This is a genomic window from Streptomyces sp. NPDC023573, from assembly GCF_055559735.1.
Genome location: NZ_JBVHKB010000006.1, coordinates 1 through 12834, shown reverse-complemented (window position 1 = coordinate 12834; position 12834 = coordinate 1). Strand labels below are relative to the sequence as shown.

The 12834-nt window shown below is 68.6% G+C and carries 12 protein-coding genes; 6 read left to right on the top strand and 6 right to left on the bottom strand.

What is annotated here, in order from left to right:
- The first annotated feature begins 22 nt into the window (after positions 1 to 22).
- The 3 genes from ACZ32T_RS20115 to ACZ32T_RS20105 all read left to right on the top strand — a co-directional run bounded on the left by ACZ32T_RS20115 (position 23) and on the right by ACZ32T_RS20105 (position 2641).
- Positions 23 to 982, top strand: coding sequence for a DUF1152 domain-containing protein (locus ACZ32T_RS20115; RefSeq protein ID WP_467273643.1), 960 nt, complete (start codon positions 23 to 25; stop codon positions 980 to 982).
- Positions 983 to 1106: 124 nt separating this feature from the next.
- Positions 1107 to 1754 (top strand): RNA polymerase sigma factor, encoded by a 648-nt coding sequence (locus ACZ32T_RS20110; RefSeq protein WP_467273641.1) that lies wholly within the window; start codon positions 1107 to 1109, stop codon positions 1752 to 1754.
- Positions 1755 to 1831: 77 nt separating this feature from the next.
- Positions 1832 to 2641 carry a hypothetical protein gene (locus tag ACZ32T_RS20105; protein ID WP_467273639.1) on the top strand — a complete coding sequence of 270 codons (810 nt, stop codon included), beginning with the start codon at positions 1832 to 1834 and terminating at the stop codon, positions 2639 to 2641.
- A 179-nt stretch (positions 2642 to 2820) separates the two neighbouring features.
- Here the strand turns inward: ACZ32T_RS20105 and ACZ32T_RS20100 are convergent, their stop codons facing one another.
- The 3 genes from ACZ32T_RS20100 to ACZ32T_RS20090 form a co-directional block, all read right to left on the bottom strand.
- Positions 2821 to 4386, bottom strand: coding sequence for an MFS transporter (locus ACZ32T_RS20100; RefSeq protein ID WP_467368069.1), 1566 nt, complete (start codon positions 4384 to 4386; stop codon positions 2821 to 2823).
- Positions 4387 to 4758: 372 nt separating this feature from the next.
- Positions 4759 to 6333 carry a hypothetical protein gene (locus tag ACZ32T_RS20095; protein WP_467368067.1) on the bottom strand — a complete coding sequence of 525 codons (1575 nt, stop codon included), beginning with the start codon at positions 6331 to 6333 and terminating at the stop codon, positions 4759 to 4761.
- A 111-nt stretch (positions 6334 to 6444) separates the two neighbouring features.
- On the bottom strand, positions 6445 to 7284 hold the full coding sequence (locus ACZ32T_RS20090) for an SDR family oxidoreductase (protein ID WP_467368065.1): 840 nt from the start codon (positions 7282 to 7284) through the stop codon (positions 6445 to 6447).
- Positions 7285 to 7940: 656 nt separating this feature from the next.
- Between ACZ32T_RS20090 and ACZ32T_RS20085 the strand changes: the two genes are divergently transcribed.
- The 3 genes from ACZ32T_RS20085 (at position 7941) to ACZ32T_RS20075 (ending at position 10543) form a co-directional block, all read left to right on the top strand.
- Positions 7941 to 8606 carry a hypothetical protein gene (locus ACZ32T_RS20085; protein ID WP_467368063.1) on the top strand — a complete coding sequence of 222 codons (666 nt, stop codon included), beginning with the start codon at positions 7941 to 7943 and terminating at the stop codon, positions 8604 to 8606.
- A 543-nt stretch (positions 8607 to 9149) separates the two neighbouring features.
- Positions 9150 to 9794: a LysE family translocator gene (locus ACZ32T_RS20080; protein WP_467273630.1), complete on the top strand. Its 645-nt coding sequence runs from the start codon at positions 9150 to 9152 to the stop codon at positions 9792 to 9794.
- A 278-nt stretch (positions 9795 to 10072) separates the two neighbouring features.
- On the top strand, positions 10073 to 10543 hold the full coding sequence (locus ACZ32T_RS20075) for a hypothetical protein (protein ID WP_467368061.1): 471 nt from the start codon (positions 10073 to 10075) through the stop codon (positions 10541 to 10543).
- Between the two features lie 2 nt (positions 10544 to 10545).
- Here ACZ32T_RS20075 and ACZ32T_RS20070 read toward each other — a convergent pair whose 3' ends face one another.
- The 3 genes from ACZ32T_RS20070 to ACZ32T_RS20060 all read right to left on the bottom strand — a co-directional run.
- Positions 10546 to 11421: a Vgb family protein gene (locus ACZ32T_RS20070; protein ID WP_467368059.1), complete on the bottom strand. Its 876-nt coding sequence runs from the start codon at positions 11419 to 11421 to the stop codon at positions 10546 to 10548.
- 24 nt (positions 11422 to 11445) lie between these two features.
- A complete protein-coding gene (locus tag ACZ32T_RS20065) occupies positions 11446 to 12345 on the bottom strand; it encodes an alpha/beta fold hydrolase (RefSeq protein WP_467368542.1) in 900 nt (299 codons plus the stop codon).
- A 252-nt stretch (positions 12346 to 12597) separates the two neighbouring features.
- On the bottom strand, positions 12598 to 12834 hold a 237-nt coding region (locus ACZ32T_RS20060), incomplete at its 5' end, for a hypothetical protein (protein ID WP_467368057.1).

Below are 12834 nucleotides of genomic sequence, written 5' to 3'. Positions count from 1 at the left end.
CGGGCCCGGGACAATGACCGACATGACGTCCCTGCACTCGAACCCGCTCTTCACCCGGCTCGCCGATGCCGAACGGATCCTCGTCGCGGGCGCGGGAGGCGGCTTCGACATCTACTCCGGCCTGCCGTTGGCTCTCTCCCTCCTCCATCAGGGCAAGCAGGTGTACCTCGCGAACCTCTCCTTCAGCGCACTCGAAGGTCTTCCGGCCGACGACTGGGCCGCCCCCGACCTGGCCGCCGTCACTCCCGGCTCCGCTCCGCACCAGAGCTACTTCCCGGAGCGGACCCTTGCCCAGTGGCTGCGTCAGCACGATTACCCGTCCACCGTGTACGCCTTCCCCCAGACCGGGGTGCGTCCGCTGCGCGCCGCCTACCGGGCGCTGGTCGAGCTGCACCGGATCGACGCAGTGGTGCTGGTCGACGGCGGCACGGACATCCTGATGTGCGGTGACGAAGCCGGTCTGGGCACTCCCGAGGAGGACCTGGCCAGCGTGGCCGCGCTGGCCGCGCTGGACGACGTACCGACGCGTCTGGTCGTGTCGGTCGGCTTCGGTGTGGACGCGTACCACGGTGTCAACCACTCCCAGGTACTGGAGAACATCGCCGCGCTGGAGCGCGACGGCGCGTACCTCGGTGCGTTCTCGATCCCGCGCGCCACCCGCGAGGGCGCTCTCTACCTTGAGGCGGTGGAGCACGCTCAGCATCACACTCCACACCACCCGAGCATCGTGAACGGTTCGATCGCGGCGGCCGTGCGCGGCTCGTTCGGAGATGTCCGGTTCACCGATCGCACCCGGGACAGCGAGCTGTTCGTGAACCCGCTGATGTCCCTGTACTTCGCCTTCGACCTCCCGGGCCTGGCTGCCCGCTGTCTGTACCTGGACCGGATCGAGGACACCTTTCTGATGCGCCAAGTGCATTCACGCATAGCCGAGTTCCGCGAATCCATGGTGACCCGCCCGCCCCGCAGCTTCCCGCACTGAGGCATGACGTGCGGACGCGCTTGCGGAAGCCGTTGCCGACGGCGCCGGCCGCGGCCCGGTCGGCCGGTGCGAACGGAGATCGCCCGGCGGGAACCTTGGGCCGGGTGCCGGACACGTATAGAGCATGGAACTGAACGACGCTGATCCCGCCGTACCGGTCGGAGGGATGTCCGACCGCGCACTGTGGGCGAGGGCCGTCAACGGCGACCAGGAGGCTTTCGGCCGAATCTTCGACCGCCACGGGAAGACCGTCTACAACCATCTGTTCCGGCGCACGGCCGACTGGTCCGAAGCTGAGGACCTCACCTCGACCGTGTTCCTGCACGCCTGGCGCAGGCGATCGGAGACGGTACTGGACCGCGACTCGGCCCTGCCATGGCTGCTGGGCATCGCCGACGGCCTGGTATCGAACACCAGGCGGCGGCTCAGGCGGGCCGAGGCGTTGCTCCGCCGGCTCGTCTCGCATGACGAGCCGGCGGGCGACCACGCGGACCGCGTCGCCGGACTGGTCGACGACGAGCGTCGCATGTCGGAGATCCACCGGGCGATGGCCCGGCTTCCGCGTCACGAACGAGACGTCGTCGAGCTCTGCGTGTGGTCGGGCCTGGATCAGCAGGCGGCCGCCGCAGCGCTGGGGGTGGCGGTCGGGACGGTGAAGTCCAGACTGCACCGGGCGCGGCGGCGGCTGGGGGCCGACCTCGTCGGCCCGGCTGCGGTTCCGGAGTCGTTCAGTTCCAGGAGTCCCGTCAACGCGGAAGAGGTCGCACGATGAATCGCACGCAAGGCATTCCTGCGGCTCCTTCCGATCGTGATCTGCCGGACCACCGGCGGACCCGAGAGGAGCTACTGATGAAGATCGGCCCGGAGAACAACCGTGCTTCACTGCGACGCAGGTGGGGAGTGCCGCTGGGCGTCGCCACCGGCGTTGCCGGGATGAGCGTGGCAGCCGTGGCCGTGTTCAACGGGATCGGGGACGCCGAGCCTCTTCTCGCCGGCCCCGCCGGCAACCCGACGAGCGCCGCAGCGCCACCGAGTCCGAGCGCGCCGGAGGCAACCCGCTCGGCGTCGTCCTCGGCCGACGCGAGTGCCGGCGCGGATGCGTCCACCATCACCAGCGGGACGACGACCCCGATCGACGCCGGGACCGCCACCAGGATCCTTGCCTCCTGCCTGGGTTCGGACGCATCGCGATTCGAACCGGTGGTCGCGGTCCGCACCCCCATCACCTCGCAGGACTCCGACGGCGTGGTCGTCGCCGTCGACTCCACCGGTCAATACGTGCAGTGCCAGGCGAAGGGCGACAAGGGCACCACTCCCAACTCCCCGCCCACGTTCATCAACGATCGTCTGTGGGGCACCGGTCGCACGATCGCGTACTTCGACTCCATCCGCGAACCGGCCGGCAAGGGGAAATACCTCATGCTGGGCGCCGGGCACTACACCTCCGACATCGTCAAGATCACCATCAGCTACGGCGACGACCCGAAGCAGTACCCGGCAGCCATGGCAGGTGGCGCGTTCGTCTACGCGGCGGCTCTCTCCACGGACGACCCCGACCCGCACTACGCGGGCCCCAGCCCCTACGTCCATGCCTACGACGCATCCGGCGAGGAGGTCTACAACCAGAAGAAGGATCCGCAGTTCAGCGACGAGCGATAAGCCCGCCTTTCGCCCGGTGCGGACCGCCGACGGTCTCGTGTTCCGCGGTGGATCAGCCACCGCCCCCGTCCTCGTGAGCGTGGCGCCGCGCGCGGCGAGGGACGCACCGTGAGCGGGCCGATGCCGTACGACTCCGCCCATGACTTCGTTCATGGGCGGAGTCACTCCACAGGTTCGGTTCAGACGGAGCTGGGGGCCTCCTGTTCGTGATCCCACCTCGGTACCGGAACCTTCTTCTTTCCGACAGCGGGCAAGGTGATCAGCAGCACGACTGCTCCGATGAACGCGATGCCCGCGATCCAGCCCGCGCCCACGTGCATGGCGTGGATGAAGGCATCATCAGCGGCGCGGGAAAGGGCGGGCCGGTCGGCAGCGGCGGCCACGTGGCGGGCCTGTTCGGCGGAAATGCGTGCCTGATCCCGCACCGGGCCGGGCACACCCTCCAGCGAAGGTTCGATCGCACGCCGGTACTCGATCGACATGATCGTGCCGCCTACCGCGATCCCGATGACGCTGCCGGTCTGTCGCACGGTGTTGGTGACGGCCGATCCCGCACCGGCCTGTTCCAACGGCAGGTTGCTGATCAACGCCGCGGTGACGGGGCCGATCACCATCCCGATCGAGAGACCCTGTACCAACAACAGGATCTCGAACCGGACGAGTGGAGTGTGCAGTCCGAGGAATCCGTACCCGCCCATGGTCAGCGCTGCCACGGCCAACGCCGGCACGGTGACAAGGCGTAGCGACAGGCGGCGCACCAGGCGCGAGCCGAGGGGCGCCCCCGCGAGAGCGCCGAACGCGGTCGGGATATTGGCCAGACCCGCCTGCATCGGTGAGAAGTCGAGTGCGCCTTGCAGGTAGAACGCGTTGTAGAAGGTGATGGCGGCCACCGCGAAGAGCAGCAGTCCGAGCGCCACGTTGCCGCCACCGAATGTGCGTCGCGCGAGCAGTCGGGGGTCGAAGCCGGGCACCTCGGCACGTAGTTCGGCGAGTACGAAAGCGGCCAGCAGGACGAGACCGACAACGATCGGCGCCCAGACATCCGTACGACTCCACGCAGCCACCTGCCCCGCCCGGATCAGCCCGTAGGCCAACGCCACGAGCCCACCGATGGACAACACCATCCCAGCGGGGTCCAGCGGCCGCGGCGTGCGACTGCGGAAATTCGGGACCAGCACGGCGAGCCCGACCAACGCCAATACCGCGACCGGGACATTGATCAGAAAGACCGAGCCCCACCGGAAACGATCGAGGAGAAATCCCGCCAGCACCGGCCCGACGGCCATTCCGACACCGGCCGACGTCGAGAAGATACCGATCGCGGCGGCCCGTGCGGGGCCGGTGAAGGTCCACATGAGGATGGCCAACATGGCGGGTGTGATCAGCGCGCTGCCTACCCCCATCACCGCTCGAGCGGCAATGAGCTGGCTCGCATCGCTCGCGTACGCCGCCCACAGCGAGGACCCGGCGAAGATCACCAGCCCGCCGGAGAATACGGTCCGGTGACCGTAGCGATCGCCCAGCGTGCCCGCGGTGAACATCAATGTGGCGAAGGCCAGGGTGTACGAACCGGTCGCCCATTGCAGCTGACCGGGGTCGGCCCCCAGCCCACGGACCGGATCCGCGAGGGTCTCCAGCGTGGCACTCAGGACGGTGTTGTCCAGCCAGATCAGCAGCGAACACACCATGAGAAAGGAAAGAATTAGCTGCTGCCTAAACTTCGGCAACGCTGGAGGCGCGGTCATGAACACCTTCGGATATCGCTCGGCGGAAACCTGAACGACTGGACCATAAGCAGACCGGACGACGCCGTCAAGCTCGAATTTTTATTGTCGATATCGTTGCGCACGGAAGGACTGTATGCCCTCTGCCGGATTTGCGGACTGAATAATTTTGTGCCCTCCGACGAATGCACGAGTGGCAGGTTTTATGACTTCCGGAGGGTTTCGACCGGGCGGATTTCATGCCCTCCGGTGAGCAGCCCTCAGGGGGTGACGCAGACCCGCCGAGAGGACGTCCACGACGATCTCGTGCTCGGCCTGGGCCCGGTTCGCCGTGCTCGCCTCGGACGGGCGGCGCGTCGCACGAGGTGATGGCTGCCGCCGTGTGCCTACCGGTCAGCCCGAGGCCAGTTGCTCCGCAATCTCCTGGATCCAGCCCGCGGTCTTCGCCGGGTCGTCGAGTGTCTCGGCCCACGCTTCAGGCTCAAGCTTGTGCTGGGCCGGGCCGGACTTGAGTGCGATGAGCAGGGCCCTGGCGGACTCCCGCATCTCGGCCGTCGTGCTCCCGCTCCCCGCGATGCCGGGACCTGCCGCCAGGGAGTAGATCTCGCGTGCCATGGCCTGGCGTTCGCCCTTCGACACCTTCTTCCAGAACTTCAGGGCGTGTTGCAGCGACTCCTTCCGGGACGCGGCCTCCTCCGGAGTCCCGCCCTCCGGCCCCCAGCGCTCCGGGTGGCGGACCTCCTCGTAGCGCTTCGTGGCGGCGCGGAGCGCCTTGTACATGGTGACGCCGAGGACCAGGCCGGCCCCGGCCCCCGCGAGGCCCCATCCGACCGGGTTGCTCGCGAGCCCGGCTGTTCCCGCCGCGACCGCCGTCACGATGCCGGCCGCGGCCTTGGCCGACTCACCTCCGCCGCTGACCGTCTCCTTGCCGATCTTGGTCAGCTGCTTCTTCTTCGCGTACCCCTGCGCCGTGCTGAGCTTCTCCACGTCCTTCTCGGCGCGCTGGAGGGTCTCCGCGGCGTCACGGGCTTCGCCCATCGCCTCCCAGGCGGCGTCGACGGCCTCGGAGACGAACTCGAGCCCTCCCTCGCCCGCCTGCTTCCAGTAGGCGTCCAGCGCGACGTAAGCCTCCGCCGCGGCCCAGTTGGCCTGCTCCCTCGACTCGTTGAGCCGGGCCAGTGACCCGGCGTGGACGAGGTGGGGATCCCCCAGCTCCTTGACCTGCCTGTACTTGCGGGCCGCTCCCCCGACGCGGAAGGCGGACCGCATGCCCTTGATCCCGCCGACGGCGGCACTGGCGATACCGCTCGCCTCGGACGCCACCGCGGCGTCCGACGCCTTCTGGAGCTTGGTCACCTCCTTGGCGATGGCGGCGCTGTAGCTCCCCGAGCCGGCGGCGCCGACGACGGCGTCGGCCCCCTTGGTCTTGGCCTTCTTGTTCGCCGTGTGGTGACCGGCCCCGGTCTCGTGCTTCCTGGCGTCCTTCATGTTCTTGTACGCGTCCATCCCGCTGACCACGGCGCCGGCGGACTCCGTGAGGAGGTTCCCCGACGCTGCGGAGGTGCCCGAAGCGGCGGCGGAGTGCTTGAGACCCTCGTTGGCCGCGGCGGCGGCCTGCTGGGTGAAGGCCGCGTTGGTGGGGGTCTGGAAGCCCTTGATGAAGGTGTCCATGGGCTCCAGGTTCTTCTTGAACCTGTCGAGGAGCCCGGCGATCCGGTCGCGGTAGTTCTTCTTCGCTCCGGCGGGCGCGCTCCCGTTCTCCGCCGCCTTCCCCTTCCCGGTTTCCCGGGCGCGCTGCACCACCGCGGTCGCGGCCCGGTTACCGGCGCGGGACTGCATGTCGAGGAGGGCGTGCTCCGTCGAGCGCGCGGACGTGATCGCGGTCCGGCTCCCCGTCCGACGATGCCGGGCCGCCGGCAGGACGGCTGCGGACTGCCGGGCCGAGGTGCCGTGGATCGGGGTGCTCATGGATGTACCTCTCCTGTACCGGACCGGGCGAGGCGAAGGTAGCCGGGCCCGGCCAACAGGAGGGGTGTGACGGGGAAACTCCGCACGGACGCTGCGGGATGCCTTCCGACGTCAGCCGCCGGTGGCGAACCCGGGGAAGAGCGTCATCCCGCCATCGACGTAGAGGGTTGTCCCCACGACGTAGTCCATGAGGTCGGACGCGAGCAGCACGACGGCGTGGGCGACGTCCTCGGGGTCTCCGATCCGGTCGTAGGGGATCAGTCGCAGCAGGTCCTCGCGGGCCGCCGGCGTCTCCCAGGCACCGCGGTTGATGGGAGTCCTGATCGCCCCCGGGGCAACGGCGTTCACCCGGATCTTCTCCGGTGCGAGCTCCTGGGCCAGGGTCCGCGTCATCATCTGCACGCCACCCTTGGACGAGGCGTAGTTCACGTGCCCCGCCCACGGGATGAGCTGGTGGACGGAGCTCATGCAAATGATCTTCCCGGCCGCCCGGGACACCTCCGGGACCACCCCACGCCGGCGGAACTCCTTGACCGCCTCCCGGGCGCACAGGAACTGACCCGTGAGGTTGACGTCGAGAACCTTCTGCCACTGGGCGAGAGTCATCTCGGTGAGCTCGGCATCACGCTGCAGACCCGCGTTGGCGACCAGGATGTCGAGGGTCCCGAGATCCTGGACCGCACGGTCCGTCATCGCGACCACATGGGGCTCCTGCGACACGTCCGCCTCGTAGGCCACCGCACGCACCCCGAACGACGTGATCTCCTCGACCACTTGCTCGGCGGCGTCCCGGTCACTCACGTAGTTCACCGCGACATCGGCGCCCGCCCGGCCCAGCGCGATGGCGGTGGCCTTGCCGATACCGGAGTTGGCACCGGTCACGAGTGCTGTCTGGCCTTCGAGCAAGCCGGACGGCAGAGCGCCCCGCACTGCCTCGACGTGGGAATCCATGATGCCCTGTCTCCTCGCTGTGCGACTGCGGCCCCCGCCCTGCCGATCGCCCCGGCAAGCGGGTCTCAGGCAACCACCGTAGGGGTACGGTGCCGTACCTGGCGGGCACCTGTTGGGCCATTCGCCGGAGCGGCTTCCCCCGGCCGGCGCAGCCGCGGTGCCGAAGCAGCCGCGGTGCCGGCGCGCAGCCATCTGGCCCGAAGGCTGGGTTCGGGGGGCTGTGGCCACGGAGGCAGTATTCCGCGGTTCACGGGCCGGTGAACCCTGCTTCGACGATCAATGCGGTCCTCAGCCCCGCCGGTCAGGCAAATGCACCGCCCAGCCTATCCCTTGTGAGGAGCTGCACCCAACGGCGATGAACGGCACATCCGACGCACCCGCTGAGCGGCTGGATCGGCTCCCGGTCCAGGTCCGTCCGCGACTCGGCGAACCGTCGACTCCCACATCCGCCGCCCGGCACGCGCCAACCATCTCAGGCCCAGCGACCTGTACGGCTTCTTGACCGGCACCCCGAACTGGTTCGGCCGACCCCAGATCGCCGATCAGGGCAGGGTCACCGGCCTCCCCGCAGGTCGGACGGCTCTTCGTCATGTGGATGAAAGCAGGCGGGGGTGCCGACGGCGGCACGGCCGGGCCCGCCACTAGACTCCGGTTTCATGCCCGCCACCCCTCCCATATCGCCGATCCCGGTCGCGCCTGCCGGTTTGACCCGGAGAGCCAAGAGGTTCGTGGAGGTGGAGGGCATTCGCGTTTCTCGCCAGGAAATCGGGCGCCACCGCGATGCCTGGATCACGCACGGGATCCCGGTCGCGGAGATCGACCGTGCTGAAGCCTTTCAAGATCGCTGGGGCGGTCTCGCGCTGCCTCCGGCCCCGTTCTATGAGAGCGGCCCGCGTGTCCTGGACGCGGACGTTCCCGAAGGCTCGGCCTCGGAGGGCTGGTGGATTCCGGCCGGGGAGTGCCGGGTGTCCATGGCCTATGGATTCATGATCGGCCCTCGTGGCGATTTCGGGATCCACGGGTCCCGTTGGGCACCGCTGCATACCAGTACGGACGGCTGGGTGGAATCGCTGGCGCTGGCCACCCACGCAAGACGCTGGGCCAAGACCATCACGAGGATCACCGGCAAGGCCGTCGCCTCCCTTGGCCTCGACGGGTACGAGCAAGTGCCTGAAGTGCAGGGCGTGACTGACACCTGGTGGCGGGGCACGGACTCACTCATCGCCCTGTACCGCGGCGAGGCCGTCGGTCTTGACGCACCTCAATGCCTTGAAGCTCACATCTACGGCGGCCTCGACGAGTGGGGCCTCCACGGCGGCTGACCGCTCGGGGGCGCCTGCGGGTCCGAGCATCCAGTTCGCCGGACGGGCCACCTGTCGCGCTCAATCACAGCCGTGTCGTGACTGAGCGCCGTCCTTGCCTCGGTGGCCAGGTACGGCGCTCGGCTGATGAGCGGGAGCAGCACTTGCCGTGGTGCTACTGGGATAGCGCCCCAGGAGCAGCGAACCATCCCGATTCAGCGCTTCGCCGCTCCAACGCCTGTCGCCAAACGGGGCGTTCGCCCCGGTCTCGGTGCCGGGTCGTCACCCGGTGTGAAGCCGCATGCCGGGCTGGCGGCGGGATCCATCGGGGTGGTCACGTGCCGGCCTCAACGTCATCGCAGGATCGCCGGCACATGTCGGCAATCCGGCTCGGTCGTCGAGGTCGTGGACTGGTGCAGGCCGGGCGCGCAGATACCCAACCGCAGGGCCATATGCTGAAGCAGGCGTTGCAGGCACTGCCGATGCATCGCAGTCGCCCGTCGGAGCGGAGCACCGCGTCCAACTCCGGGTGCCAGGTACCGGCAGGGGATCAGGAGTTGACGGTTGATCAGTCTGGCTGCGGTGGGGGGAGTGGCCTTGGTGGAACTGGGCATGGCCCTGACCCCGGGACCGAACATGATCCACCTCGCCTCTCGCGCGATCACCCAAGGCCGCAGAGCGGGCCTGGTCAGCCTGAGTGGGACCGCCGTGGGATTCTTGTGCTACCTCCTGGCCGCGGCCGCAGGTCTGTCTGCCTTGTTCGCGGCCGTCCCGCTGGCGTTCACGGTGGTCAAGCTCGCGGGGGCCGCCTACCTGGCCTATTTGGCCTGGGACATGCTCAAGCCCGGTGGCCGGTCGCCGTTCGCTCTGGCCAAAGGCCTACCTCCGGCCTCTGACCTCCGGCTGTTCTCGATGGGACTCCTGACCAACCTGCTCAACCCAAAGATCGCTCTCATGTACGCGGCTCTTCTGCCCCAGTTCATGGACGCTCAGGCAGGCCCGGACTGGGCACAACTGCTGCAGCTCGGCGGTGTGCAGATCATCGTGGGGATCACTGTGAATGCTTTGATCATGCTGGGCGCAGCACGGGTGTCGGGGTACTTGGCCGCTCGACCCCGCGTGATGACCGCTCAGCGGTTCGCGTCAGGCGGCTTGCTCGGGTTCTTCGCGCTGCGCACGGCCCTGACGCGTACGCCTGGCTCGGCCTGAAACTGGTGGCCGGAGCTAGGATGTCGACGTCCTCGATCGGGCCACAGCCTTCTTCGCGAAGGAGAGCCGGTGACGGTGCACCCGTTCCTCAAGGCGGGGAAGCAGGCGGGCCACAGCGTCAAACGGGCGTGTGAGCCGAAGATCTCCCGGACCGCCTTCTGTGCCTTTCGCTCCGGCCTGCCCGGCCCTCGTGCGGTTCGGGATGCCGCACTGACCGCGTTCATGCCGTACTCACCCACAAGGGTGCCGGGTGCGGCCGCCGTCGTGTCGCACGACTGATGATTCTGACCATCCGTGGTGTCCTCACGGCGCCGGTGGCCCGGTATGCGAACGCCGGGAACACCACCTACCCCCCTTGGCGAGACGGTCCCGGCCCCAAGGCCGTGGGCGGGGACTGGGCAGAGGCCGTGCACCGCACCGACAAGTTGGGCCGGCGCCGCGTGATGCGCATGGTCTACGAGGTCGACATCTTCCAGGCCCTGCGCGCTCAGTTCAAGTGCAAGGAGATCTGGGTGATCGGCGCCGACAAGTGGCGTTATCCGAACGAGGACCTGCCGCAGGATTGCGAGGCGAGGCGGGAGGAGAACTACCGGGAACTGCGCAAGCCGCTGGACGCCGGGGTGCTCGTCGTCGAGCTGCGCGAGCAGATGACGGCCGAGCTGACCCTGCTCAACGACACGGTGCCCAAGCTGTCCCGCGTGCTCGAAACGTGGGCGCGGTGCTCCGGAGTGGGAGGTTCTTCGTCCTGAGGCTACGGTTCAAGCCGCGCGACGCTTCCCGCTTCGAGGGCCGCCCAAAGAGCGCCGTCGGGCCCCAGGGTGATGCCGTGCGGCTCGGACGACGGTGACGGCAGGCCGTACTCGGTGATCTTGCCGCTACCGGTGATGTGGCCAATGCTGTTGGCTCCCCATTCGGTGAACCAGCAGTCACCGGTGGAGGCCGCGACGATGGCGTGCGGTTTGGCCGTGCGGTCAGGGAGCGGGAACTCCTTGACCGCGCCGTCCACCGAGATCCTGCCGATCTGGCCCGCCGCGATCTCGACGAACCACAAGGCGGTGCCGTCGCTGGTGATGCCCACGGGTGCGGCGCTCGGGGTGGGGAGCGGGTGGATGACGGTGTCTCCGTGGACAGTCATGCGGCCGATGGCGTTCGCCTGGTTGAGGGTGAACCACAGGGCCCCGTCAGGACCTGCGGTGATCGCCGAGGGATAGGCGCCCGTACAGGGAAGGACGAACTCGGTGATCTCTCCCGTGCTGGTGATGCGGCCGATCCGGTCGGTGTTCATCTCCGTGAACCACATCGCGTCGTCCGGACCGGCGGTGATCCCGAAGGGCCCGCTGTCGGGCGTGGGCACGGGAAAGGACTCCGCGTCACCGTCGGCGGTGATGCGGCCGATCCGGTGGTCCTGGGTCCGGGAGAACCACAGTGCTCCGTCGGGCCCGGGGGTGATGACCGTAGGGCGACACTCGGGCGATTCCAGGGGGTATTCGTCGAGTTCGCCGCCGAGGGTGAGGCGCGCGATGCGGCCGCTGTGCACGAAGGTGAGCCACAGTGCGCCGTCAGGGCCGGCCGTGATGCCGTACGGCCCAGCGCCCTTGTCTGCGACGGACATCTCGCTTACGGCCACAGCAACTCCTTGGAGGGGTGGGAATCAATCGATCGATGCCGCGGCTCGGTCCCGCACCAGGTCGAGAATGATCGCGGCAAGGTCAGCAGGCCGGGTCATGGGGATGTTGTGGTTCGAGCTGATATCGATCAGTCGGCGGCCGGGGACGGCATCGACGACGGCACGCACTTCGTCGCGCCGCGAGGCGTAGAAACCATTGTCGGCCAGCACGATCGTCATCGGACAGGTGACGCGGTCGTACACCCCGATGCTCGGGAAGACTTCCGCATCGGGTTCCACGGCGGTGACGGTCACGATCTCCTCGATGGCCGGTCGCCGTACCCACCGGTGGCCGCCGTACAGGAAGGAGCGCCGCGTGACCTCCTCGACGAGTTCGTGCCGTGCTCCGGCGTTGAGCCAGTCCCCTCCGGCCTCCCGCCCGCACTGCTCGACATAGGCGTGCATCTGATCGTCGTTCGCTTCCCAGCCGTAGCGGAACATCGTCCGCAAACGGTCCGCCGCCTCGGCGGTCCGCGCAGCGGCATGCTCGGCCAGTGACGCGTTACGGTCATCGAGCACCACGCCGTCCACGATGCACAGGGCGGCCGGTTCCACGAGGCCACCGGCAGTGGCAGCCGTCACCGCGTACCCGCCGGTGGAATGGCCCACCAGCACGGGGCGGTCCCAGCCCAGCGCGGTGACGACGCCACCGATGTCTCGCCAGTATTGCTCGGGGCCGGTGGAGTCGAGCCGGGTCTGGCCATGGCCACGCAGGTCGATGGCGATCGGATGACACTCGCTCACCAGCCGGAACGCCACATCCGCCCAGGCCGCGGCGTTGTGTCCGCTGCCGTGGACAAGCAGCACCCCCTGACCGTGGCCTCCGAAGTCCACACCCGAGAGGACCCCGTCCACGACGGGGAGTTCGATATCCGTTCCGATCACCCCCGCACCCTGACAACCAGAAGCCGACAAGCGCAACCGCTTTTCTCAGAGGAGGCCGACGCGGGGTGAGGAAGCCTTCAGGCCGCCGAGAGCACACCACGCTCCTGCCGCAGTGGATACCGTAAGTACCGCGACAGAGCCCCTGCCGTAGCGAGCGCGCCCTTCGTCAGCCGCCCACAGACCGTTCCGCTCCTCGCGCGGCCCGTCGCCAAACAACGGAGCAAGCTGCTCGAGATCCCCCCTCGCTCCTTGTCACCGCTCGCCCGCGAGGTCGACTTCCTCCCGGTGCACCTGTGCCGCATCCGCCACCACCGGGCGACGCCACGGCTGCGCGATCGGCGCCGACACCGCTCGCCACCAAGCTTCCGAGGGAAGATCCCCCGCCGGATCGAAGGGCTCGCCCGGACGGGGGAACGCCACCCCCTGCCCCACCTCGTCGGCAGCGTCCTGCATCCACTCCCCGGGCTCCGACCACGGGTGCGGAGCGAG